Below are 24,632 nucleotides of genomic sequence, written 5' to 3'. Positions count from 1 at the left end.
CGACAATCACCTTGTCGAAACTCTGCCGTTTGACCACGCCCGTCGATTCGGCGGCACGGATGGTTTGTGTGAGCAGCCATTCCAACCCTTCTTCGCCAATGCGTTTGCGCCAGCGGGTCAGCGAACTCGGGTCAATCGGCGGCTGATGCTGAAACCAGGTTTCGCCGCAGAACAGTTGCCAGTAGGGATTCTCCACCCAGCCCCAGACCACGTCCTCATCCGACAAGTCAAAGGTGTGCTGCAGATACAGCAGGCCGGCAATCAGACGCGGGGGCAGCGCCGGTCGTCCACGCTGAGAGGGAAACAGGCCTGCCCATTCCCACTCGAACAAAGATCAGCCAATGTGCTGCGCCAGCGGGTGGCGGAGGTTGACCAGTTCATCCAGACGCTGGCGGTACAGATCATTGGACTTCGGTGTCAGCGGTTTGGGGGCCATGCTGGTCTCAAAAATTCGCAAGGAAACGCGTCGATTTTAATGAAAACTTGCAAATTCTTGGGAGGGAGATGGCATGTTTTGCCATTGAAATCATTGACCTGTGAATTATTCAGAGCCGACTGGCTAATATAATATTTGGCTGCATGGTGATACATTGTGGTGTATGTAGCTGAAGTGCAGTTCGAGTTGTTTAAGCGCCTGCGGCGCGGTGTTTTCATGCCGGTTCCGCCCGGCGGACGGGTTCGTTTCTTTTGTCTCGCCAAAAGAAACGAACCAAAGAAAAGGCGAGCCCGATCCGCCGGCCCTTCGGGCTTCCCTGCGATGCTCGCCACGTCCAGCGGCGCGCCGCAACTCGGCTTTCGGCCTCAGACACTCGTTACGCCGAAACCCTGGCCGCGGCTGCGCTTCTCGGCGGCTCCAGGGCATATCGTCCTAACTGGCAGCGTGATATACCCATGCAGTGATAAACCCACAGCTAAACCTGGGAAAGGGCTGTAGCCATATACCCATCACCCAAATCTGCCGGAAGGCGCTTCGCTTTTCCGGCCTGCGAGTAATCACTGCTGTTGCCTAGCACGCCTCGCCCTGAAGCCGCCGAGAAGCGCAGCCGCCCGCAGGGTTTCGCGGGTGAGATGTTTGAGCCCGCAGGGCGAGTTTCGAACCCGCGCTGCGGGCGGTGAGCATCGCAGGGAAGCCCGAAGGGCCGGCGAACCGGGCTCGCCTTTCTTTGGCTACTTTCTTTGGTGAAGCAAAGAAAGTAGCCCGTGGGCGCGGCGGAAACGCGCATGAAAACAGCGTGCCGCAGGCACTGAAAACAGCATGACCTTGAGGGAAATGTCCATTTATTTACCCTATTGATATCAAAGGGTTTTCTTGTGAGGGCGATGTGTTTGGTTATAACCGATGGCTTCATCATTAGATTGATGGCGAATGATCAGTTCGGATTCTTTCTGGTTTACTTCTTGCTTGTTCTCGGATTCAAAGAGGATTTCCTTCCTGATTGTGAAATCGCTCAGTTGCTCTTTGGTAAAGTCTTGTTCGACTAATGTGTTGTCCCAAGAGCCAAAGTAGTTTATTGAATGTCCTGCGCCGCCAATATCTTTCCCGATATAGATTTTTCCGTTTGGAAAGGTGAGTTTGTACACCACGTAGCGAAATTTCATTGCACATTATTTCCAATCAATATATGACCAACTTGCAGCAGCGATGCTGAATTGGCATTTGCATGAGCGGGATCTCGCGTGGGCTGGTGTGTCGAGATTGATAAAACAACGGCCGCATCAGCGGCCGTTGTTGTTGGGGCGGGGGATCAATCCTCCAGCGCTTCCTCGTCTTCCATTGCGCCACCGGCGACAATCGGTGCTGCCGTTCCGCCGATCTTGGCGCGAATCTTGGCTTCGATTTCGGCGGCCACTTCCGGATTGTCTTTCAGATAGGTGCGGGAATTCTCCAGGCCCTGGCCGATCTTGTTGCCGTTGTAGCTGTACCAGGCACCGGCCTTTTCCACGATCTTGTGGATGACGCCGTGCTCGATGATTTCGCCTTCGCGGCTGATGCCTTCGCCGTAGAGGATATCGAAGGTGACCACGCGGAAGGGCGGGGCGACCTTGTTCTTGGCGACCTTGACCTTGGTCTGGTTACCGATGACTTCCTCGCCCTTTTTCACCGCGCCGATGCGGCGGATGTCCAGACGTACCGAGGCGTAGAATTTCAGTGCGTTACCACCCGTGGTGGTTTCCGGGCTCTGGCCGGGCATCATCACACCGATCTTCATGCGCAGCTGGTTGATGAAGATCACCAGCGTATTGGTGCGCTTGATGTTGGCGGTGAGCTTGCGCAGCGCCTGGCTCATCAGCCGTGCCTGCAGGCCGACGTGGGTGTCGCCCATTTCACCTTCGATTTCCACTTTCGGCGTCAGTGCGGCAACGGAATCCACGACGATGATGTCCACTCCGCCGGAGCGCACCAGCATGTCGGCGATTTCCAGTGCCTGCTCGCCGGTATCCGGCTGCGAGATCAGCATTTCGGAGACATTCACGCCGAGTTTCTGCGCGTAGATCGGGTCGAGTGCGTTTTCCGCATCGATGTAGGCGGCGACGCCGCCAGCCTTCTGGATTTCGGCAACCACGTGCAGACACAGTGTGGTTTTACCTGAGGACTCTGGTCCGAAGATTTCGACGATACGGCCGCGCGGCAGACCGCCGACGCCCAGGCCGAGGTCAAGGCCCAGCGAGCCGGTGGAGACAACCTGCAAGTCGTTTTCGATCTGGTTCTCGCCCATCTTCATGATGGCGCCCTTGCCGAACTGGCGTTCGATTTGTGCGAGTGCAGCGGCGAGTGCCTTGCTCTTGTTGTCGTCCATGGAAGCTCCTGGCAGAGGTAATTGGGTTGGTGTTGCAGATTATAGAACAATCGTTCTGTTTTGCAAGCGGTGTGTTTGCCGACTGTGCAGCAGGCTGCTTCCGGCCGGTTGCCTGACGCTGCTCGCGCTGTATCAGTCCAGGGTGAACGAGAAGGTCGCGCCTTCACCCGGGCTGCCCTTGGCCCAGATGCGGCCGTTATGGCGGCGAATGATGCGCTCGGCAATTGCCAGGCCAATGCCGTTGCCGCTGTGGGGGCTACCATTGGCCTGCAGGCGCTGGAAGGGCCTGAACAGCAGCGGGGCTTGCGCCATGTCGAAGCCGCAGCCATTGTCACTGACGCTGAAAATCTGCCGTCCCTGGTGGCTGGTGCAACCGATGTGCAGGTGTGGTGTGGCATTGTGCTGGCTGAACTTCCAGGCGTTGTCGAGCAGGTTGTGCAGGACGATGCGCAGCAGCCTGGGGTCGGCCTGGGCTTGCATCCCCGGCTGGATGGTGCACTGGACCTCGTCGGCTGGTGCAAGCAGGGTGATTTCATCCAGCAGCTCGCGGGTCATGGCACTGACATCGATGATGTCCGTCTGCAATTCAGCTTGGTCGAATTGCTGCAGGGCCGCCAGATCATCGATGTGGCTGGCCATTTCCTGGATGGTGCTTCCCAGCTGTTGCAGATAGCCGCGCAGATTACTGTTGCGACCGGCTTCTTCGTGCAGGATCTGGCTCAGTCCATCCAGCCGACGCAGCTGCCCGCGCAGATCACGGCAGAGCACATCGTTGAGGGTGTCGTTGTCATCGCGCAGCTGAGTGAGCGCCCGGCTGCGGTTTTCGACGACGTCTTCCAGATGCTGCCGGTAGCTTTCCAGCTCCAGTTCGGCGCACTTTTGCGGGTGGATGTCGATCAGATAGCCGTGCAGGTAGTGCTGCTGGCTGCTGTCGATGCTGCTGTGCGCCAGCAGCAGTACCCAGTTGTCACTGCCATCGGCCCGCCGCAGACGCAGTTCGCAGCGCTGCGGGAGCTGGCTGGTGCAGTCGCTGCCGAACAGCGGGTAGATGAGATGCCGGTCGTCCGGGTGAACCACCTGCGAGAGGAAGTTGTCCTCGTACCAGCTGGACAGTGGCAGGCCCAGCAGTGCTTCGGCCTGGGGGCCGATATAGGTGAAGCGCCATTCGCCGGCGCGGGCATCCCAGGGGATGACGCTGCTGCTTTCCACCAGGCGGCGGAAGCGGTTCTCGCTGGCGCGCAGGGCTTCCTCGACCTGCATGCGGCTGATGAGGTCGGCCTCCAGCTGCAGATTATTCTGCTCCAGGTCGCCGATCAGCTGGCGCACTGCCACGCGAGTGGTTTCCAGTGATTGCCCCAGCTCGCCCAGTTCGTCATCGCGTTCCCATTCGAAGCGTTCTTCGAGTTCACGGCGCGCCAGCCGGCCGGACTGGCGCAGCAGTTTCTGCAGCGGTTGCAGTAGCCGTGCATTGAGCAGGATATAGATCAGGCTGATGCTGATGATGACCTGTACGGCGACGGCCAGGATGTACTGGCGCTGTTTGCGTTCCAGCGTGGCCATGGCTTCGCCGATGTCCATTTCCAGTGTGACCTTGCCGATGGCTTCGCCATGGCGGATGACCTGCTCCTGCCGGCTGCTGAGATTGAGCGTGCGGCGTTCGGGGCGGTCGGCATTCAGGAAGCTGCTGTCCCCGGCGCTATCAACGACGGTGATGCGCACGACTCGAGGGTCGCTCATCAGCGATTCGAGCAGCGGCCTGCCGGATTCGGGGGACAGATTCCATAGCGGATCCTGCATGCCCAGCGCCAGCAGTTCGGTCAGGCGCTGATGTTCGCGCTCGAACTGATCCTGCAGTGTTCGCCGTTCGGCGCGCATGCCGAAATAGCCGTTGATGCTGGCAGGCAGCAACAGCCCCAGCAGCACGGCAACGATGATGGCAGCTCGCAGGGTAAAGCGCATGCGCGGCAGGCTTCGGGAAAGACAAAGACCATAGTGTAGTGCAAGCGTTTGACAGTTTAGGTATTGATTTGCGTGATGCTGTGGTAAATCTGCTGCCAGTTAATGCCGGCGGATTTGATGCGCGGCAGAGAAGCAGGGCGTTTCACTGCAGGGCAACACGACAGACGGCATAATTGCCCGGTGTTTCAGGGGGAGACCAATATGAAAATCATCGTGCTCGGAGCAGGGGTTATCGGTGTGACCTCCGCGTGGTTTCTGGCGAAGGCCGGCCATGAGGTTACCGTGATCGAGCGCGCGCAGGAGCCGGCGCGCGAAACCAGTTATGCCAATGGCGGGCAGATTTCCGTGTGCCACGCCGAGCCGTGGGCGAACCCGAAAGCGCCGTGGAAAACACTGCAGTGGCTGGGCGAGGAAGACGCGCCACTGCTGTTCCGTTTCAAATTCGACTGGAACCAGTGGCGCTGGGGCCTGCGCTTCCTCCAGCAATGCACGCCGGAGCGTGCACGTTTCAACCTGCAGAATCTGGTGCGCCTGGGGCTGTTCAGTCGCGATACGCTGCAGGCTGTGCGCGGCGAGCTGGGCTTGTCGTACGACGAGCGAACGGAAGGAATTCTTCACTACTACACCGACGAGGCGGATTTCAACGCCGCGATTCCGGCCGCCGCACTGATGCGCGAAGTGGGGCTGGACCGGCAGGTGAAATCCGCAGCCGAATGTCTGGCGATCGAACCTGCGTTGAAGCACTCGCGCCGCCCCATCGTCGGCGGCACCTACACACCAAGCGACGAATCGGGCGATGCGCGCAAGTTCACCAACGAGCTGGCGAAACACGCTGAAGCGCTGGGCGTGAAATTCCGCTACGACTGCGCGATCGACGGGTTTAATGCTGCAGGCGGCGATGTAAAAAGCGTGCGCGTGCATACCCCAGAAGGTAAAGAAGTGCTCAGCGCCGATCGCTTTGTCGTGTGTCTGGGCAGCTACAGCCCGCTGTATCTGGCCCCCCTGGGCGTCACGCTCGACATCTACCCGGCCAAGGGCTATTCGGCGACGATTCCGGTCGGCCCCGAACACGAGGCTCCGACAGTCAGCATGACCGACGATGGCTACAAGCTGGTGTTCTCCAGACTGGGGGATCGCCTGCGCGTGGCCGGTACTGCCGAATTCAACGGCTACAACCTTGAGCTGAATGAAATCCGCTGCAAGGCACTGATCGCGCGCACCAGCGAAATCTTCCCCAATGGTGGCGATTACGCCAACGCCGAATTCTGGACCGGATTGCGTCCGGCCACACCGGGCAATCTGCCCTATATCGGCAGCACGCGCTACCCCAGCCTGTGGCTGAACACCGGTCACGGTACGCTGGGCTGGACCGAATGCTGTGGCTCTGCCAAGGCGATTGCTGACCTGATCGATGGCAAGAACCCCGAGGTCGATTACCCCTTCGTGCAGGGACTGTAAATGATCTACGGTGCGGCACGGCTAGTGCTGCACCGCATTCGCGGCTAAAGTCAGCATCTGCTCAAGCAATCAACAGGAACAGGATATGATCAAGAACGTGATTTCCGACATGGACGGCGTGGTCTACCGCGGCAAGCAGCTCATTCCCGGCGCCCAGGCCTTTGTCGACCGCATGCTGGCGGCCAGGATTCCCTTCCTGTTTCTGACCAACAACGCCGAGCAGACGCCGTATGACCTGAAACTGAAGCTCGAATCGCTGGGCGTGCACGGCCTGACGGAAGACAACTTCATCACCGCCGCGATGGCCACGGCGATGTTCCTGAAAAACCAGAAGGACCGCGCCAAGGTGTACGTGATCGGCGGTGGCGGGCTGATCAATGAGCTGTATAACGTCGGCTTCTCGATATCAGAAAGTAATCCGGATTATGTGGTCGTGGCCAAGTCGGCGACCTTCAGCTTTGAGCAACTGAAAAAGGCGGTGCGGCTGATTGATCAGGGTGCCAAATTCATCGGCACCAATCCGGACATGATCGACCCGGTCGAAGGTGGCAACGAGCCGGCGGCCGGCACGATTCTGGCGGCGATTGCTGCTGCTACCGGCAAGAAGCCCTACATCGTTGGCAAGCCCAATGCACTGATGATGACGCTGGCGCTCAGAAAGCTCGGCGCACATCCGGACGACACGTTGATGGTGGGCGACCGGATGGACACCGACATCGTCGGCGGCATGGAAGCCGGCATGAAAACCGCGCTGGTGCTCTCGGGCGTGACGACGACCGACATGATCGACCACTTTCCCTACAAGCCCGACTACGTGTTCAACAATGTCGGCGAGATCGCGCTGGATAAGCTGTAAGCACGCTGATTACATTTGCTGCGTGCACGGCAGGCCTGCCTCACCAATCCAATGGGTATACGCCTGTACCCATTGATTGCAAATATCTATACGAACAACGGTATCTGGGTATTACATCCCCATATAGCGCTCAGGCCGGTGATTGATGGCAATGACCAGATTCAGCGCGAGGGCGCCGGCAATCGACAGCAGCATCTGCTGCGGGCTGGCGAGGAAGATGCCAGCGAACAGGATGGCCAGATCGAAGCCCAGCTGCACATGCCCGGCGCGCCAGCCGCGGCGCTGCTGCAGGTAGAGTGCCAGCACGGTTACGCCGCCGAGGCTGGCGCGATGGCGTACCAGCATCAGGATGCCTGCGCCGGCGAGCAGGCCGCCCATGATGGCGGCAAACAGCGGGTTGAGGGAGCCGAAACTCAGCCAATGCGGCAGCCAGCCGGTCAGGAGCGACAGCGTGCCGATGGCGGCAAAGGTCTTCAGCGTGAATTCGGCGCCCAGTGTGCGCCAGGCAAACAGGTAGAAGGGCACGCTGATGATAAAAAACACCGCGCCATACGCCCAGTGCGTGGCGTAGTGGATCAGGAAGGCGATGCCGGTGACGCCGCCGGTGAGCAGCTTCGCATGCTGGAAAAACTGGATGGCCAGCGCCATGAACAGCGCGCCCGTCAGCACGCCCTGCAGGTCTTCGAACAGGCTGTGTCGTCGCGACATGGTACTTGCTCCTCGTTGGCGGGGACGTGAGCATAGTGCAGGCGGGCGGTTTTGGCTGTGCAGGAAATCCGCAGTGGGGTGTTCTGTGGCGATGGCCGTGCCGGGCTTATGGGTATATGTCTGTAGCCATTGCAGATAAATGGCTACAGACATATCGGTTGCCGTGTATCAGGCCGCCGCTTCGTACCAGTTCTTGCTGCGGTTCACCACTGCGACTACCGCCAGCATGATGGGTACTTCGACCAGCACGCCGACGACAGTCGCCAGCGCTGCGCCGGACTGGAAGCCGAACAGGCTGATCGCGGCCGCGACCGCCAGCTCGAAGAAGTTCGAGGCGCCGATCAGTGCCGACGGGCCGGCCACGCAGTGCGCCACGCCGAGTTTTTTGTTGAGCACATAGGCCAGTCCCGAGTTGAACACCACCTGGATCAGGATGGGCACTGCCAGCAGCGCGATCACCAGCGGCTGCTTGAGGATCTGCTCGCCCTGGAAGGCAAACAGCAGGACCAGTGTGGCCAGCAGGGCACAGAGCGAAAACGGCTGGATGCGCTTCAGTGCCGTATCCAGGCCGCCGTGCGCGATCAGTACTTTGCGCGCCAGCTGGGCGAGGATGACCGGAATCACGATGTAGAGGCCGACCGATACCAGCAGCGTATCCCACGGCACGGTGATGGCCGAAATGCCCAGCAAGAGACCGACAATCGGCGCAAAGGCGACCACCATGATGGCATCATTCACCGCCACCTGGCTCAGCGTGAAGTGCGGCTCGCCTCGTACCAGCTGGCTCCAGACAAACACCATCGCGGTACACGGTGCTGCAGCCAGCAGAATCAGGCCGGCAATGTAGCTGTCGATCTGTGCCGCTGGCAGCCACGGAGCGAAGAGCTCACGAATGAATAGCCAGCCCAGCAGCGCCATCGAAAACGGCTTGACCAGCCAGTTCACGAACAGCGTTACACCGATGCCGCGCCAGTGCTGGCCGACTTCTTTCAGCGCGGCGAAGTCGATTTTCATCAGCATCGGGATGATCATCACCCAGATCAGGATGCCGACCGGCAGATTGACGCGGGCAATCTCCATGGCACCCAGTGCCTGGAAGGGCGCGGGGGCCAGTTGGCCGAGCACGATGCCAACGACGATGCACAAGGTCACCCACAGCGTGAGATAGCGTTCGAATACGCCCAGTGCAGGCTGGCTCATTATGCGTTCACCCCGTTCAGGACATCCGGCTCGCCAATCGCCCGGATATTGGCCAGATGCTCGATTTTCTCGTCCGGCAGGCTCACCAGCAGCTCGATGCGGTGCTTGATCTGGCAGAAAATCTGCGCAAAGGAGTGGCGCTTTTCTTCATCGGTTTCGCCGTGCGGGTCATCGTAGCCCCAGTGCGCGGTGATCGGGTGGCCCGGCCAGACCGGGCATTCTTCGTTGGCCGCATTGCCGCAGACCGTGATGATGATGTCCATCTTCGGCGCGTCTTCACCCTCGAACACATCCCACGATTTGGAATACATATAGCCGGTATCGTGACCGATTTTCTGCAGCAGCTCGATGGCAAAGGGATTGGGCTGCGTGCCGGGCTTGCTGCCGGCGCTGAAGGCCTGGAAGCGCTCGCCGCCGAGGTGGTTCAGCAGGCCTTCCGACATGATCGAGCGCGCCGAATTGGCCGTGCACAGAAAGAGAACATTGAATTTCTTGCTCATGATTATCCCTGATGGTTATAGGTATGGTCTTGAAACTTAGCAGCAGCCTGATCCCGGGGTGCATACCCCGATATCAGCCAGTTTGATGCGCGTTTTTTCGGCGGTGGGCTGCGGGACGCAGCAGGCCGAGTTGCTGGCGCTGGCTTCCCCGCGATTAAACGTCGGTACTGTTGCCAGCGTGTGATACGCCTCCCAGGCAATGCCGGAAGGGTCACGTACCCAGTGCTTGTCGGATTCGGCGTAGCAGCAGGCGGTGCCTTCCTGGCTGACGATCTCGCTGGCAGTCTGTTGCAGGCGCGTGTGCAGCTCGGCGAGTTCGGCATCGCTGTCGACCTGAATTCCGAGGTGATCGACACCAACCGCCGCGCCGCGCGCGGAAATGGCGAAATTGATCCGCGGATCGTCGATTTGCCACTTGGCGTAGTCCGGGTGCGCCACCGTGGGCGTACAGCCGAACAGGGCGCTGTAGAAGGCGATGCTCTGCTCGAGGTTGTCGACGGCAATATGCACGTGGAAGCGTTTCATGGTGATCTCCGGATGGGCTAGCAGCAGGGTACGTCGCTGCCGCAGGGCGTGCCGCCGCAGCAGTTTTCGGTGAGAAAGGCCAGTAGCGCATTCATCTGCGCATAGTTGGCCGAGTAGAAGATGAAGCGGCCTTCCTGGCGCGCAGCCAGCAGGCCGGCCTGGCTGAGTTCCTTCAGGTGGAAGGATGCAGTTGCCGCGGCCAGTTGCAGCTGTTCGGCAATCTGCCCGGCGGGCAGGCCGGACGGGCCGGCAGCAACCAGCAGGCGGTAGATGGTCAGGCGGGTTTCCTGCGCCAGTGCGGCGAGCAGGGTGGTGGCAGCTTTGGTTTCCATATTTCCAATATTATGGAAATAAAGGGGGCGATGCAAGTCGCCTGAGGACGCCCGGTGAAAAAGTCTGAACGATTGCTGTTGCCGGGGCATCGAGTAAGCCAGTTCACACCGTTCATACAAATAATTACGTGCTGACTAAGGAATCTGATATAAAACCGCTTCTTTAAATTTCGGTTCATGTTCAACAAGGAAAGCTAATGAACAAGGTTCTGGTAGGTGGGGTGGCAGTGGCGCTGCTGGCTGCAGGTGGTTATGTAGGTGCAACCTGGTATGTAGGCCAGAAAATTGACGGGGCGCTGGACAGCAACGCAGCTGCACTGGGCAAGTACAAGATCATCAAGCAGGAAAAGCGCCAGTTCGACAAAGGACTGTTCAGCTCGGTTGAGCTGGTTACGTACCGTATTGGTTGTGCTGAAGGTCTGGAAGGCAGCCCGTTTGCCGGAACCGAGGGAACGCTGACACTGAAAAACACCATCAGCCACAATCCCTTTGCACCGACCGTCAAGACCGAGATCATTCTGGACGAGAAAACCCGTGCCGAACTGGCCAAGGTGTTCAAGGGCCAGGAGCCGCTGAGCATCGTTACCCGTGTGTCGCTGGATGGCAGCTACCAGACTGAAATCAGCAGCCCGGCTTTTGTGCATGAGGATGCCCAGGGCAAGCTGGACTGGAAGGGGATTAGCGCTACTGTCAAATCCGATCAGCAACTGAGCTTTGCCGATTTCAATCTGAAAATGAGCGGGCTGAGTTTCAGTGCCGGCTCGGGTGAAGCGCTGAGCCTGGGCGAAGTGACTTATACCGCCGCCACCAAGAAATCCGCGGAAGGCCTGTATGCCGGCAAGGGCAGCATGGTGCTCGCGGGCATGGAACTCAAGGGGCAGAACGATGGCGTGCCGATGGTGCTGAAAACCGGCAAGCTCGAGCTGAGCTCGGATTCCAGCGTGGAAGGCGGGCTGATGAAGGGCTCGGCCAAGGGTACGCTGGCAGGACTGAGCTATAACGGCAAGGCCATCGGTGATATCGGTATCGACTATGAGCTCGCTCGCATTGATGCCGCTGCCGTGAAGAAGATCAATGACAATTCCATCGATAACCTGCTGCAGTGTCACTATGACCCGATGAAGGACATGCAGGTTCTGCAGGAAGCCGTCATGGCCATCCTGAAGAAGGATCCGAGCTACACCCAGAAAATCGCGCTGAAAACGCCGGAGGGCGAGTCGAGCCTGAATCTGAAGGTGGCCAGCAAGGGCCTGACCGAAGCTGATCTGCACGGTATTGATTCGGTGCTGCCGAAGCTGGATGCCAGCGTGAAGCTGCAGGTGCCCAGCGAACTGGTTAACCGTCTGATTCGCGACGTCCGTCCGGCCGAGGAAGTGGAAATGACCCAGGCCATGGTCAGCGAAGGGCTGAACCAGGCTGCGGCACAAGGCTTCGTCGTGCTGGACAGCAAACTGATCAAGTCCGACTTCGAGCTCAAGAACGGCCAGATGCTGCTGAACGGTCAGCCGTTTGATCCGAGCATGCTGATGGGCCTGTAATCACGGCGCTGCAGCAACCAAAAAGCCCGCGCAAGCGGGCTTTTTGGTTGCCAGTGTGCACCTGTCAGTTGGCGCGGCGGGTGCAGCTGCGGAAACGATCCAGTCCGGAGTCATAGGCGCTGGTGCGCAGATCCAGCATGCCCAGCGCCGTGTGAAAGAGGTTGTCGTGTGATGCCGCATCGGCGCTGCCCTGGCGCAGGCAGCTGCTGCTCACGCCGAAGCGCTGCTCGAAGCCCGCAGAGACCCAGGCTACCATCGGAATGTGCGTCTGCTGTGACGGGGCAATCAGGTAGGGCGTGGCGTGCAGGTAGAGCCCCTTTTCGCCGGTGGATTCGCCATGGTCGGACATGTACCAGAAGGCGCTGTCGTACTGCCCTTCCAGCCCCTGCAGCATGCGGATGGTGCTGGCCAGGAAATGGTCGGTGTAGCGGATGGCGTTGTCGTAGGCGTTGACGATCTGCTCGCGCGGGCAATCCTGCAGCTGATTGGATCGGCAGACTGGCTTGAAGGTTTCGAATTCGGGCGGGACTCGCAGATAGTAGGCCGGACCATGATTGCCCTTCTGGTGCAGCACGACGACGGTATTCTGCGGATTATTGGCCAGGCGTTGTGGCAGCCCATCCAGCAATGCCATGTCATAGCATTCGTCGGCACGGCAATGGGCGCGACTGGCGTCGCCTGGTGGCAGGCTTTCTTCGCCTACCCGCTTGGCGACCCCTTTGCTGCCGGCATTGTTGTCCAGCCAGATGACCCGCAGGCCGGCGTTATGCAGGATATCGATCAGGTTTTCGCGTTCGTCGGCACGGCTGACATCAAAGTCATCACGCCGGTAGCCTGAAAACATGCACGGTACCGAGACTGCGGTTTCGGTGCCGCAGGAGCTGGCATTGCTGAAGTTGACGACATTCAGCGCGCGCAATTCGGGGTTGGTGTCTCGCGCGTAACCGTTCAGGCTAAAACTCTCGGCGCGTGCCGTTTCGCCGACAACCAGCACCAGCAAGGCCTTTTTCGCATGTGCGCCAGCCAGCGCCGGCCCGGGTTTGACATCGCGTCCATAGGGCGCCGCGACGACATCTTTTTTGATTTTTTCACCGGCGAGATAGCGACTGGTCGCGTAGATCGCATTGGCCGGATTGATCAGGTAGCGGATTTCCTTGTGGTTGCGCACGAAGGATGCCACGCCCTGATAGCTGCTCAGAATGATGGCGGCCGAAACGGCAACGGTAACGAGCAGCACCAGCAGTTTCTGGCCCAGTAGTCTGGGCAGGCGTGGAAAGTGGATCTCGCTGCGCGCAATCAGCCAGGCTGGCAGTGCCCCCAGCAGCAAGAGATACAGACCCAGACGCAGGCTCAGCAACTCGCGGGTTTCGCGGACATCCGTCTGAAAGACATTGCGCACCATGTTGCGGTCGATCATGACCCCGTAGGTATTCATGAAATAGGCCACGCCAGCGCCAAGCAGCAACAGGGCAATCAGCACGGGTTTGCCGATACGCGGCCACAGCAGCAAGGTGGCGAGCAAATTGAAAAAACCCAGCAGCAGCAGGCCGCTGAGGCTGACGAAAAGGACTTTGAAGCCGGTGCTGCCGTGGACTGCCTGCCAGGTGGCCTGATAGAAAGCGGTATTGAGCAGGGTGGCAACAAACAGTGCAAACAGCAGGCTGAACTGCCAGCTGGGCAGCGGGCGACGCAGGACGGAGGTGATGAAAGCAGGCATGCAGCAGAACTCGCAAGGACACAGATTGCAATGTAAATCCGGTGACTTAAGCCGGAATTAACCCGTGAGCCTTACGTTAGAGATACGTTGGCATGTATTGCCGCTCACCCATTGATGTTAATGGGCTCCTGCCATATAGGTACGACCGATCTTGCTGTTATTGCAGTGCCGGTGCGAAGTGCCCGTTGTTGCCGAACTGCAGACCGTGGCCGGGAACGTCGCGCTGGGTAAGTTGCTGGACTAGTTTGGCGGCCTGCTGTTCGGGGTCCGGTTGCGGGCCGCTCTGTTTGGTCTGGAATGCACTGATGATCTGGCCCGAAAGCAGCCGGCCCTGCCGGTCGAGTTCAACATTCAGCAGCGGTGATACACCGTTGGCCTCCTTGAGGTTGAAACGCTGCCAGGTGGCAAAGTTGCCCAGGCTGTAGGCGATCAGGCGGCCCTTGTAGAGCTGCAGTGCGCGCGGCACATGCGGGCCGTGGCCCAGCACCAGATCGGCGCCGGCATCGACGGCCAGTTTGGCAAAAGCCCGCACATCGCCCCGATCCTGGCCGAAAAAGAACTCGCGTCCTTCTGGCAGCTTCATGGCCGACATGCCTTCCGCGCCGGCGTGCATCGAGACCACGGTAATGTCGGTTTGTGCGGCCAGAGCGTGGATCAGCTCCCCGGCGCGCGCATGATCATTCATCGGGCAGGTGCCCGGACTGGGCGAGAAGGCGAGCACCCCGATTCTGAGCCCCTTGCGTTCCAGTATGGCTGGCTGGCAATCGTCCTGGCCGGAGTAGGCCAGCTTTGCTTCGCGCAGATAGCGGGCGGTATCGCGCCGGCCAGCCACGCCAAAATCGCCGGCATGATTGTTGGCTACCGAGACCACGTTGAAGCCGGCCTCAAGCAGGCATTGCGGGGTTTCCGGCGGCATGGCGAAAAAGAAGCAGTTGCTGTTGCACGGCTTGCTGTCGCTCAGATTGGTCGTGATCGCGCCTTCGAGATTGCCGAATGTGACATCCGCCCGCCCGAGGCTGGCACGCATGCCGGCGAACAGCTCGCTGCAGCGTGCCGGCAGCAGCGGGGTCGGGTAGATGGAGCCGGTCATGATGTCGCCGGCGGCAGTCAGCGTGATGCTGTGCTGATCGGCCTGTGCGCCATTGCTGGCCAGCAGGGTAGCGACCAGCAGCAGCGTAGCGGTGAGGTCGGTAAGAATCACTTTTTCTTGTCGCTGGCAGATTTCGGCTTGGTGGCGGTTTTCTTCTGTGCCGGCTTGGTCGATTTGCTGGAGGCGGGTTTCTTGCTACTTGTTGGCTTGGCCTTGCCGCTTGATTTGCCCTTGGCCTTCGTCGCCGCAGGCTTGCTGCTCTCGCTGCTCGCTCGGCTGCAGACCGTGGTGGTTTTCTTGCGGCTGCCCTTGCCGGTGGTCACCTTGCGGCACTGACGGCTACTGCTGGCGCTGCGTTCGCTGGCTGGCGCGGTCGTGGCAGCCGCACTGCGCTCGTTCTTGCTGGAGGCCAGCAGACTATTGATATTCACGCTGTCACCGGCACCATCGGCAATCCGGCGGGCGCCGTTCCAGCGTTGCTGCCAGTAGCGCTGGTTCATGTCGACAATTTCGACCGAGCGCCCGGCGCGGGGCGAATGGATGAAGCGGTTGTCACCCAGATAAATGCCCACGTGCGAGAAGGTGCGTCCCAGCGTATTGAAGAACACCAGATCGCCGGGTTTGAGCTCGCTCTTGTCGATGGATTGCCCGCGCTGTGCCATTTCAAAGGCGGTGCGTGGCAGGGTGATGTTCATCGATTTGGTAAACACGTAGCGGACAAAGCCGCTGCAATCCAGGCCGGTTTCCGGCGAATTGCCGCCCCATTTGTATTTCACGCCGATCAGGCCCATCGCCGAGAGCAGCAGGTCCTGCGCCGGAGCGTAATCCGCTTGCGGGGCCGGGGTGCTGCGTGGGCTTGGCTTGCGGGATTTGGCCGCGCCATCCTGGTTACGGCCTTCTCCGGAGGCCGCTGCCGGGGTGGGCTCGGCAAACCAGGCGTCGCCGCGGCCGGCCGCCGCACTGTCCTGTGTGTTGGTATTGTCTGCCCGGGCTGCGGCACCGAGCAGCAGCAGGCAGCTTGCCAGAAGAGTATGGGTCAATTTCATGGGCTGGAACTGTACGGGTGTGTCCGGTTGCTGTAAAGCCTGCTGTCGGCGTAAAAAAGCCGCTGCGCTCAGTCGCTTGCAGCGTGAAGCAGACGCTTGCCGTGTTGCGGAATGCGCCAGCCGCTTTGCGCGGCTCTGCTGCTGTTAGAATGTCTGGCGCAAAGTCTGCGTAAACAGAATGAAATTCGGGAAGCCGTTGTCATGCTGAAGGAAACCTTTACCGTCATGCGCGATCTGCCGCGCGTGCGGGAGATCATTGCCGTGCTGGTCAGACACGGGCTGGGCAACCTGGTTCAACGGCTGGGGCTGAACAAGGGCATCGAGCGCGCGGGAGATTTGCTGCATCTGCCAGGCAACCACGAGATCGAGCAGCTTGATCCGGCCGTGCGCGTGCGGCGTGCGCTGGAGGAACTGGGGCCGACCTTCATCAAGTTCGGCCAGGTGCTGGCTACGCGCGCCGATGTGTTTCCGCCGGAATGGATAGCCGAATTCGAGCAACTGCAGAACAATGTACCGGCAACGCCATTTGCCGAAATACTGCTGGAGTTGCAGGCCATCCTCGGGCGCGACCCGCACGAGGTGTTTGCGGATCTTGATCCGGAGCCGATCGGCTCGGCCTCGATTGCCCAGGTGCACCGGGCTCGCCTGCTTAGTGGCGAAGAAGTGGTGCTCAAGGTACGTCGGCCTGGCATTGTCCCGCGCATCGAAGCCGACTTGCGCATCCTGCGCCAGATTGCCGTGCTGATGGAATTCGAATTCCCGGATGTGCGCCGCTATCAGCCGACCAAGATCGCTGACGAATTCGCCAAATCGCTGCGCCGGGAGCTGAATCTCTCCAGCGAGGCGCGCAATATGGAGCGCTTCGCCCGCAATTTTGCCGATAGCCAGGAAATCGAGATCCCGAAAATCCACTGGGATTTCACCTCTGACCGTCTCAATGTCCAGACTTTCATTGGCGGTTTTGCCGGCAATGATCTGGAAACCGCGACCGCCGCAGGCCTCGATCGCAGGGTGCTGGCTGCTCGTGGTGCCGATGCGGTGCTGAAAATGGTACTGATCGACGGGTATTTCCATGCCGATCCGCATCCTGGCAATGTGAAATATCTGGAACACAACCGCATTGCCTTTCTGGATTTCGGCATGGTCGGCCGCCTGCCGCACCCGCGACGCGACCAGATTGTCGATTTGCTGGCGGCGCTTGCCCAGCGCGACGAGCACGGTATCCGCGAGGTGCTGATGGAGTGGGCTGGTGATGTGGTGATCGACGAAGAAAAGCTGGGCGCCGATATTGCCGATTTTCTCTTCAACTACGAAAACCTGCCGCTCAAGGACATCCATTTCGGCACCATGCTGGCCGATGTCACGCAGATTTCCCGCGAGCATGAACTGAGCCTGCCACCGGATCTGACGCTGCTGTTCAAGGCGCTGATCACCCTGGAGGGGCTGGGTCGGCAACTGGACCCGCAATTCCAGATGGTGCCGCACCTTACGCCGTTTGTGAAACAGGTGCTGCTGGAGCGCTACAACCCGAAAAACCTGCTGAAAAAGGGGCGGGATGGTGCGCTGGAGGCATTCCACATCATTGCCGGGCTGCCGCGTGATGTGGGCAAGCTGATCAAGCAGGCACGGCGGGGCCAGTTCAGGGTCGATCTGGATCTGAAGCGCCTGGATCAGTTCGGCGCACAGATCAACCGCAGTGCCAACCGGCTCACCATGGGTATCGTCACCGCTGCGCTGATCATTGGTTCGTCGATTGTGCTGACCATCAAGGGCGGGCCGACCCTGTTCGGCATGCACTTCCTGGGTCTGATCGGCTTTCTCCTGGCCTTTTTCAATGCGGTCTGGCTAGTGCTGGCGATCTGGGCATCGAGCAAGAATGAGCGCTAGATTTATATACATGTGCAGCTATGCGCATGATCGCTCTGTGAATCAATGGCTTTGGCTGCATACCCATGGGGGGGCTGCATGGGCAAGGTGATTCCCTTTCCCAGGCGGCCGAATCGCCTGCAGCGCTGGTGGCGATCCCTGCGCGCGTCGCGCCAGCCAGCTGCCATCCCGATACGAACTGTACCGTGTCCGCGCTGCGGCGCTGCAATACCGCTGGCGTCTGAGCGTTGCCTGCATTGCGGCGTGCATTTCGCCGAGCCGCTTGCGGACAGCACAACCGAGGAGCGACCGGCCTGGTTCCGTCTGGTCATCTGGGCCTTGATCATCGGACTGGTCCTGCCGGCGCTCGGTGCCGTGCTGTTCTGGCTGGCGCTGTTTTAGCCAGCCAAGTGCTTTAGCGGACGTTCGGCAGCGCTGCCGTTTTGGGCCATAGCAGCCACAGCTGGCCGGCTTGCTTCATCTCTCCTGCCAGTTCGCCAGCCTGATCGCCGCTACCCCAGAAAAAGTCGGCACGGACCGCGCCGCGGATGGCACCGCCCGTATCCTGTGCGGCAACCAGCCGCTGGATGGGGGCGCCATTATCCGGTCGAGTCGTTGCCAGAAACACCGGGCTGCCAAGAGCAATGGCGTTCGGGTCAACGGCGATGCTGTACCCCGCGGTCAGCGGTACGGCCAGTGAGCCGGGCGGACCGTCGTTGCTGGCGGGAAGCGTGCGGAAGAATACATAACTCGGATTGCTGTCGAGCAATTCGCCCACGCGCGCCGGATTGGCCTTGGCCCATTGGCGGATGCGCTGCATGCTCATTTCGCTGGCCGGCACTTCCTGATTGCGGATCAGCCAGCGCCCGACCGGCGCATAGGGGTGGCCGTTCTGGTCGGCGTAGCCCAGCCGCAGTTCACTGCCGTCGGCCAGTCTGACCCGTCCCGAGCCCTGAACCTGCAGGAATTGCAGATCCAGCGGATTTTCCAGCCAGGCCAGCACTGGCGCCCCCAGTCCCTGCTTGCGGATGCTGGCGCTGTCGGCATACGGCAGCAGCTGGCGTCCCTTGAGCTGGCCGCGCAGGCGTTTACCCTTGAGCTCCGGATAGAGGCCATCGAGCGAGACGCTGATCAGGTCGTCCGGAATGCCATAAACGGGCACGGCCGCTCTGGCCGTCTTGCTGCGACTGCCAGGGTAGATTGGCTCGAAATAGCCCGTAATCAGCCCTGAGCGTTCACCAGTGCTGCTTTCGAGCTGATAGGCTGCCAGGTATTGCAGCAGGAAACGGCGGATGCTATCGGCATCATCGGCTACGCTTTGCGCCGCCTTGCAGCTTTCCTGCCAGACGGGCTGGCGCTGAACCAGCCGCGGACAACCCTTGCGCCAGGCTGCAAAGCCGCTGGCCAGGTCGCTGCTCGTCCAGGCCGGGATGCTCTCCAGCGCAACGGGTCGGTAGCGGGGCGCTTCGCTGGCGGTGCTGGCTGCGGGTTCCGTGGCGGGGGGCGAGGCCGTTGTGCCGGGGGCGCCAGCGGAGGGGGCAGGGCTCTGGCAGGCGGAAAGCAGAGCGGCCGCAAGGGCGGCCGCAGGTAACATCAGAAAACGCATTGCGGAGTTTAGCCTGGGTCGGTGTCGTTCTTCGGTTCCAGCCCCTGCTTGAACGCGGCCAGACCGGCTTTTTGCAGTTCCAGCGTCTTGACCGTCATCTGCAGCATGCCCACCTGCATGGTGAGCCACTGTTCGATGGTACGGCATTCGAGGATCTTGCGGTCGATTTCCTCTTCCGACAATGGCGGCATGAAGGGGTTCCCGCTACCGGGCTTCATGAACTGGCTGAATTGGTTGAGCAGGCCGAAAGGGTCCTGGGGATTGAATTCGCTCATTGATGGGATTCCTTGACAGCATCGACGGCAGCCAGTGCTGCCATGTTGACGATGCGCCGCACCGAGGCGGTGGGCGTGAGGATGTGCACCGGTGCCGCCAGCCCCAATAGGATGGGGCCGATGGTGACACCGTCGGCACACGTCATTTTAAGCAGGTTGAAGGAAATATTGGCAGCATCCAGATTCGGCATGACCAGCAGATTGGCTTCGCCCTTCAGGGTTGAACCGGGGAAAACCTGCTGCCGGATTGCCGCCGACAGGGCCGCATCGCCGTGCATTTCCCCGTCGACCTCGAGCTGTGGCGCCTGCTCGCGCAGGATGGCTAGCGTCTCCTGCATCTTGCGTGCCGACGGGCTGTCGACGCTGCCAAAACTCGAATGCGACAGCAGTGCGATCTTGGGCTGGATGCCGAATTTGCGGATGGTCTCGGCGGCCAGCCGCGTGATTGCCGCGAGCTGCTCGGCATTCGGATCCTGATTCACATAGGTGTCGGTGATGAAGATATTGCCGGTGTGCAGCACCAGTGCGTTCATGGCAGCCGTGGTTTTGACCCCGTCCCGCAGGCCGACGACATTCTGTACATACCAGTGATGGCGCTGGTACTGGCCATAGGTGCCGCAAATCATGGCATCGGCTTCGCCGCGTTTGACCATCAGCGCACCAATCAGTGTGGTCTTGCGGCGGACTTCGGCGCGAGCCAGATCTTCGCTGACTCCACGGCGTGCCATGATGCCGTGATACAGCGTCCAGTATTCGCGAAAACGCGGGTCGGATTCGTTGTTGCAGACCTCGACATCGACATCCAGCCGCAGGCGCAGACCGAGCTTGTCGATGCGGCGCTGCATGACGCTGGGACGGCCGATCAGAATGGGGAAGCACAGACCCAGATCGACGATTTCCTGTGCAGCATGCAGTACGCGCTCATCTTCGCCTTCGCAGAACACCACACGCTTGTTGGCGCGACGAGCGGCCTGGAAAACCGGGCGCATGAAGAAATTGGTCTTGTAGACAAACTGAGTCAGTTCTTCGACATAAATGTGGAAATTTTCGATCGGGCGAGTCGCAACGCCAGCATCCATGGCGGCGCGGGCGACCGCCGGAGCGATTTTCAGGATCAGGCGCGGATCGAAGGGCTTGGGAATCAGGTAATCGGGGCCGAAGGTGAGGTTCTGTCCCGAATAGGCGTCAGCAACCACATCAGAGAGCTCGGCATGTGCCAGTTCGGCAATGGCATGCACGGCGGCATGCTTCATTGATTCGGTGATTGTCGTCGCACCGACGTCGAGTGCGCCACGGAACATATACGGGAAACACAGCACATTGTTGACCTGATTCGGATAATCCGAACGGCCGGTACAGACAATGGCATCACTGCGTGCCGCGCGGGCGTCTGGCGGGGTGATCTCGGGATCCGGGTTGGCCAGTGCCATGATCAGTGGCCTGTTGGCCATGCTTTTCACCATGTCGCCATCAACGAGTCCCTTGCCCGATAGCCCGAGGAAAATGTCGGCGCCGGCGATGGCATCACGCAGGCTGCGCAGTTCGGTTTCGCGGGCATAGCGCTGTTTGGTGACATCCAGGTTTTCGCGGCCGGTATGGATGACCCCCTTGGAATCGCACACCATCACGTTCTCGCGACGGATGCCCAGCGAGACCAGCAGGTCGAGGCAGGCAATCGCTGCCGCGCCGGCGCCGGATGCTACCAGCTTTACTGCTTCGATTTTCTTGCCGATGAGTTTCAGGGCATTGATGACGGCGGCACCGACGATGATAGCCGTGCCGTGCTGGTCATCGTGGAACACCGGAATCTGCATGCGCTCGCGCAGTTTCTGCTCGACGTAGAAGCACTCCGGGGCCTTGATGTCTTCCAGATTGATGCCGCCGAAGGTGGGTTCCAGCGAGGCGATGATCTCGACCAGTTTGTCGGGGTCTTTCTCTTCGATTTCAATGTCGAAAACGTCAATTCCGGCAAATTTCTTGAACAGAACCCCTTTGCCTTCCATGACCGGCTTGCCTGCCAGCGGGCCGATATCGCCCAGGCCAAGCACTGCCGTGCCGTTGGTGACCACTGCGACCAGATTGCCGCGCGCGGTCAGATTCCTGGCTTCGTTGGGGTCGGCCACGATGGCGTCGCAGGCTGCGGCTACACCGGGCGAGTAGGCCAGTGCCAGGTCGCGTTGGCTGGATAGACCCTTGGTCGGGACAACCTGGATTTTGCCGGGGCGGGGAAGGCGATGGTATTCGAGCGCTTTTTCGCGCAGTTTCTCGTCCATGGTATCTCCCTGTTTTTGTCGGGCGGGAAGCAAAGGCGTGTATGTCAGTGTAGATTATTTTGCACTGCAGCAACGGCGGCGCCAAAAAAACGCCAGCAATGCTGGCGTGTCTGGTCTCAGGGTTTCGATTTATGCAGGAATTCGCTGGCATCAAAGCCCAGTCGCAGATTGCCCCAGTGCCGTCCGGCGACATGGATGGGCATGTCGATCTCGGTCATGATTTCGCCGGTGTCGCGCGCATAGGTCTGCAGCAGGAAGGGCTGGGTGTTCCGGGCCGCCCGCAGCCCTGCCGGGTCGTTGAAGAGGCGGCGATCTCGGCTGTTGACCAGATCCTGTGCGGCATCGCCTGTCAGAGGTTTCGAATACCAGCTGTTGTGGGTCGCTCCGTAGCCATTGACGTCAACGGCCAGCGAGAACTTGCCGCCGGTGCAGGTTTTGGCCACTTCGTCATAAATCGGCTGCAATTCGCGGACAAAGTGCTCGGCATAGCTGACGAGATATTTCTGCGGTTTGGTATTGGCAATCGGCTGATATTGCTGGTCAAAGACGTTTACGCCGCGTTCGTGCAGCTCGCTGATCTTGCGGGCGACCCGATCACGAAGCGCCGACATACGGGTGAGGGTAGCATCCAGTTCGCCTTGTCCCACCTTGTATTTGCCGACGATACCCTGTACAGATTCGGCTGCCAGCGACAGATCATCGGCCGAAGTGGCCGAACGCCCCATCAACTCATTTACGGCCAGCGAGAGCTGGTGAATTTCCGCAACATTGGAATGAACCAGTCGATTGGCTTCGCTGAACTCTTCCAGTGTCCGGGCTATGTCAGCGAGCGCATCAGACGTGGTTTCAAAGTCCGTCATCATGCGGGCAAATTGCCCGGAGGCTTTCTCGACCACATCGCGAGTCAGGTTGGCATCGCGGGTAATCAGCTCGGTCTCCTGCTGGGTTTCGGCAACCTGCTCCAGCATGTCGTCGATATTGCTGGAAATGTCGTCGGTGGCCACGCGCACCTTTTCGGCCAGCTTGCGCACCTCGTCGGCAACCACGGCAAAGCCGCGTCCGGCCTCACCGGCACGAGCAGCCTCGATGGCAGCATTGAGTGCCAGCAAATTGGTTTGCCCGGAGATTTCCTTGATCAGGTCGACGATGTGCTTGATGCTGGCCGAGCGCTGGTTGAGCCCGTCGACGGTCTGGTTGAACGTGGCAATCTTGCCGGTGATGGCGTGGATGCGATGCATCACGTCCTGCAGTTCATTGTAGGAGTCATGCGCAACCCCCAGATTGGTGCTGGTGCTCGATGAGATATTGCCGGTGCGTTCGCTGACCTCGTTGATGCCGCGCGTGGTTGCCTCGCTGGCGGTGACAACTTTGCGCGCCAGTTCATCCTGCTGCCGGGTTGCACTGGAGGAGTCTTTCACATTTTTCATTGAGCGGGCCGCATCCAGAGCGATGCCGATGGTCATGCTTTGTACTCCGGCAATGATTTCCCGCTGCTTGCTCATGAACAGATTACAGGCCTGCGCCAGCTGACCGATTTCGTCACAGGTCAGTACTGGCAGGTTGCGCGACAGATCTCCCTCGTCGCTGGCGGCTTCGGTATAGACGTGCGTGATGCGCTGCACGGGACGGGTAATCCAGAAATGCAGGTACAGCACCTGGATCAGGGCGAAGGCAAGACACAGCGCCGTCAGGCAAAGAGCCCAGCTGGACAGGCGGTCAATTTCCGCCATGACGGCAGGCAACGCTGGGTGCTGCCCGATGAGCTGGCGGATGGTCGTGCTGCTTGCCTGCAGCAGGCCATACAGTGCTGCGGGAAACAGTGCCAGCAGCAAGATGAAGGCGTATTTTCGCGCCAGCGTCGGAAAGAAGACGCGTTCCAGTTTCGCGTGCAGTTCCAGAAACCATCCCATACCCGGCTCCAGATGAAATTCATTAAATGCTTATGTTTGTGATCGGGACGCAAAAAAGGCAGCCAATGAAACACTATAGGCTGCCTGGTGCGAAGCTGGGCTTAATTGAATGCGGCTTGCAGATCTTCGAGCGTCAGGTGCCAGCGCTCCAGCATGCGGCGGAAAACCAGCAGTTCGGCTTCGCGGATGACCTTGTCGGCTTTGCTGATATCCAGTGCCAGCGCCGCGATCAGCAGGCGCTTGCGGGGTTCGTCGACGGTATCCAGCAGATCGTCGATGCGGTTCTTGTCGATCAGGTGGATCTGTCCATCCTCATCGGCCTCGTCGGAGAGGTCGTTGCAGTAATCCTGCAGGACCTGGATAAACCCCTTGCGGCTGATGCCCAGCATTTCGTAGACGTGCAGGTGTTCAATCCGGTCGATTTCTTCCGGGTCGAAATTGCCGTCACAGATCATCTGCATGACCAGCAGGCGGGCCATCGCTTCCGGGCTGTTGAAGGGGTACTTTTTCATGCTGCGCTCGCTTGTGTGTTCTCTAGTGCTTGTTTTAGCTCGGCAGGAATGGCTTTGATGCGGCGTGACTGGTAGTCGAAACAGCTCATCAGCGTCTTGGCCTGCGCGACGTGCTGTCTATCCTGCCCTGTCGTAACCAGATAGTAAAGATCAAAACTGGTGCGCGTGCACTCGCCGCGACGAAGTTCGATTTCAAGCACCTCGCCAATATGACATTCGCGCAGGAAAATGAGGGCGGCATCATTCTGGATCAGCCCACACCCCGCCACCGCAAGTTCGCTGGCAAAGCCGCAGGATTTCAGCCAGCGCAGTCGTGCTTCATGCAGCAAGCCTAGCAGTGCATGGTTGGCCAGATGATTACCGTAATTCAGGTCGGTGACCCGGATTTCGAGGGTGGTGCGAAACAGCAGGGGCTCGGGCAGGTCAAGTTTCAGGCGTGGCATGATGGCGAGATGGAAAAATC

22 protein-coding genes and 1 pseudogene are annotated in these 24,632 nt (G+C 59.9%); 5 read left to right on the top strand and 18 right to left on the bottom strand.

Translation table 11 applies throughout. The features are described from left to right. From INR99_RS10940 to INR99_RS10925, 4 genes and pseudogenes are all read right to left on the bottom strand, one after another. Positions 1-436, bottom strand: a pseudogene (locus INR99_RS10940) (transposase); the annotation flags it as partial. 860 nt (positions 437-1,296) lie between these two features. Next, positions 1,297-1,599: a GIY-YIG nuclease family protein gene (locus INR99_RS10935; protein ID WP_194116376.1), complete on the bottom strand. Its 303-nt coding sequence runs from the start codon at positions 1,597-1,599 to the stop codon at positions 1,297-1,299. 146 nt (positions 1,600-1,745) lie between these two features. Then, positions 1,746-2,798: a recombinase RecA gene (gene recA, locus INR99_RS10930; protein WP_194116375.1), complete on the bottom strand. Its 1,053-nt coding sequence runs from the start codon at positions 2,796-2,798 to the stop codon at positions 1,746-1,748. Positions 2,799-2,930: 132 nt separating this feature from the next. Further along, the gene (locus INR99_RS10925) at positions 2,931-4,757 is read right to left on the bottom strand and encodes a sensor histidine kinase (protein ID WP_194116374.1); all 1,827 of its coding nucleotides are present in this window, start codon (positions 4,755-4,757) and stop codon (positions 2,931-2,933) included. A 102-nt stretch (positions 4,758-4,859) separates the two neighbouring features. On the opposite strand from INR99_RS10925, the gene INR99_RS10920 reads away from it, so the two are divergent. Both INR99_RS10920 and INR99_RS10915 read left to right on the top strand, forming a co-directional pair. Then, positions 4,860-6,215 carry a D-amino acid dehydrogenase gene (locus INR99_RS10920; RefSeq protein WP_373308289.1) on the top strand — a complete coding sequence of 452 codons (1,356 nt, stop codon included), beginning with the start codon at positions 4,860-4,862 and terminating at the stop codon, positions 6,213-6,215. An 85-nt stretch (positions 6,216-6,300) separates the two neighbouring features. After that, a complete protein-coding gene (locus INR99_RS10915) occupies positions 6,301-7,071 on the top strand; it encodes an HAD-IIA family hydrolase (RefSeq protein WP_228098209.1) in 771 nt (256 codons plus the stop codon). Between the two features lie 111 nt (positions 7,072-7,182). On the opposite strand, the gene INR99_RS10910 is transcribed toward INR99_RS10915, so the two are convergent. The 5 genes from INR99_RS10910 to INR99_RS10890 all read right to left on the bottom strand — a co-directional run bounded on the left by INR99_RS10910 (position 7,183) and on the right by INR99_RS10890 (position 10,336). After that, entirely contained in the window at positions 7,183-7,779 is a 597-nt protein-coding gene (locus INR99_RS10910; RefSeq protein WP_194116372.1) for a YitT family protein, read from the bottom strand. Positions 7,780-7,947: 168 nt separating this feature from the next. Then, on the bottom strand, positions 7,948-8,979 hold the full coding sequence (gene arsB, locus INR99_RS10905; RefSeq protein WP_034639186.1) for an ACR3 family arsenite efflux transporter: 1,032 nt from the start codon (positions 8,977-8,979) through the stop codon (positions 7,948-7,950). Beyond that, entirely contained in the window at positions 8,979-9,479 is a 501-nt protein-coding gene (locus tag INR99_RS10900) for an arsenate reductase ArsC (protein WP_028451018.1), read from the bottom strand. Before INR99_RS10900 ends, arsB begins: the two co-directional genes overlap by 1 nt. Positions 9,480-9,515: 36 nt before the next feature. Further along, positions 9,516-10,004, bottom strand: coding sequence for an ArsI/CadI family heavy metal resistance metalloenzyme (locus tag INR99_RS10895; protein WP_194116371.1), 489 nt, complete (start codon positions 10,002-10,004; stop codon positions 9,516-9,518). Between the two features lie 17 nt (positions 10,005-10,021). After that, a complete protein-coding gene (locus tag INR99_RS10890) occupies positions 10,022-10,336 on the bottom strand; it encodes an ArsR/SmtB family transcription factor (protein ID WP_194116370.1) in 315 nt (104 codons plus the stop codon). A gap of 197 nt (positions 10,337-10,533) precedes the next feature. On the opposite strand from INR99_RS10890, the gene INR99_RS10885 reads away from it, so the two are divergent. After that, complete coding sequence (locus INR99_RS10885) at positions 10,534-11,874, top strand: YdgA family protein (protein ID WP_194116369.1); 1,341 nt, start codon at positions 10,534-10,536, stop codon at positions 11,872-11,874. Positions 11,875-11,938: 64 nt separating this feature from the next. Here the strand turns inward: INR99_RS10885 and INR99_RS10880 are convergent, their stop codons facing one another. The 3 genes from INR99_RS10880 to INR99_RS10870 all read right to left on the bottom strand — a co-directional run bounded on the left by INR99_RS10880 (position 11,939) and on the right by INR99_RS10870 (position 15,727). Further along, positions 11,939-13,591, bottom strand: coding sequence for a phosphoethanolamine transferase (locus INR99_RS10880; RefSeq protein ID WP_194116368.1), 1,653 nt, complete (start codon positions 13,589-13,591; stop codon positions 11,939-11,941). A gap of 157 nt (positions 13,592-13,748) precedes the next feature. After that, complete coding sequence (locus tag INR99_RS10875) at positions 13,749-14,792, bottom strand: CapA family protein (RefSeq protein ID WP_194116367.1); 1,044 nt, start codon at positions 14,790-14,792, stop codon at positions 13,749-13,751. Then, a complete protein-coding gene (locus tag INR99_RS10870) occupies positions 14,789-15,727 on the bottom strand; it encodes a C40 family peptidase (protein WP_194116366.1) in 939 nt (312 codons plus the stop codon). Before INR99_RS10870 ends, INR99_RS10875 begins: the two co-directional genes overlap by 4 nt. Positions 15,728-15,928: 201 nt before the next feature. Between INR99_RS10870 and INR99_RS10865 the strand changes: the two genes are divergently transcribed. Next, positions 15,929-17,614 (top strand): ABC1 kinase family protein, encoded by a 1,686-nt coding sequence (locus tag INR99_RS10865; RefSeq protein WP_194116365.1) that lies wholly within the window; start codon positions 15,929-15,931, stop codon positions 17,612-17,614. 78 nt (positions 17,615-17,692) lie between these two features. Beyond that, a complete protein-coding gene (locus INR99_RS10860) occupies positions 17,693-17,995 on the top strand; it encodes a hypothetical protein (protein WP_194116364.1) in 303 nt (100 codons plus the stop codon). Positions 17,996-18,008: 13 nt separating this feature from the next. On the opposite strand, the gene mltA is transcribed toward INR99_RS10860, so the two are convergent. From mltA to INR99_RS10830, 6 genes are all read right to left on the bottom strand, one after another. Further along, complete coding sequence (gene mltA, locus INR99_RS10855; protein WP_228098208.1) at positions 18,009-19,199, bottom strand: murein transglycosylase A; 1,191 nt, start codon at positions 19,197-19,199, stop codon at positions 18,009-18,011. 8 nt (positions 19,200-19,207) lie between these two features. After that, entirely contained in the window at positions 19,208-19,474 is a 267-nt protein-coding gene (locus tag INR99_RS10850) for a PhaM family polyhydroxyalkanoate granule multifunctional regulatory protein (protein ID WP_194116363.1), read from the bottom strand. Continuing rightward, positions 19,471-21,747 carry an NADP-dependent malic enzyme gene (locus INR99_RS10845; protein WP_194116362.1) on the bottom strand — a complete coding sequence of 759 codons (2,277 nt, stop codon included), beginning with the start codon at positions 21,745-21,747 and terminating at the stop codon, positions 19,471-19,473. The genes INR99_RS10850 and INR99_RS10845 overlap by 4 nt, the downstream gene beginning before the upstream one ends. A 116-nt stretch (positions 21,748-21,863) precedes the next feature. Continuing rightward, positions 21,864-23,657 carry a methyl-accepting chemotaxis protein gene (locus INR99_RS10840; protein ID WP_194116361.1) on the bottom strand — a complete coding sequence of 598 codons (1,794 nt, stop codon included), beginning with the start codon at positions 23,655-23,657 and terminating at the stop codon, positions 21,864-21,866. 101 nt (positions 23,658-23,758) lie between these two features. After that, a complete protein-coding gene (locus INR99_RS10835; protein ID WP_194116360.1) occupies positions 23,759-24,169 on the bottom strand; it encodes a tellurite resistance TerB family protein in 411 nt (136 codons plus the stop codon). After that, positions 24,166-24,612 (bottom strand): acyl-CoA thioesterase, encoded by a 447-nt coding sequence (locus INR99_RS10830; protein WP_194116359.1) that lies wholly within the window; start codon positions 24,610-24,612, stop codon positions 24,166-24,168. Before INR99_RS10830 ends, INR99_RS10835 begins: the two co-directional genes overlap by 4 nt. Positions 24,613-24,632: the final 20 nt, after the last annotated feature.

This window comes from Chitinilyticum piscinae (assembly GCF_015223195.1).
Classification (GTDB): domain Bacteria; phylum Pseudomonadota; class Gammaproteobacteria; order Burkholderiales; family Chitinibacteraceae; genus Chitinilyticum; species Chitinilyticum piscinae.
The sequence above is the reverse complement of the archived record's forward strand: the minus strand, read 5'-3'. Positions and strand labels throughout refer to the sequence as shown.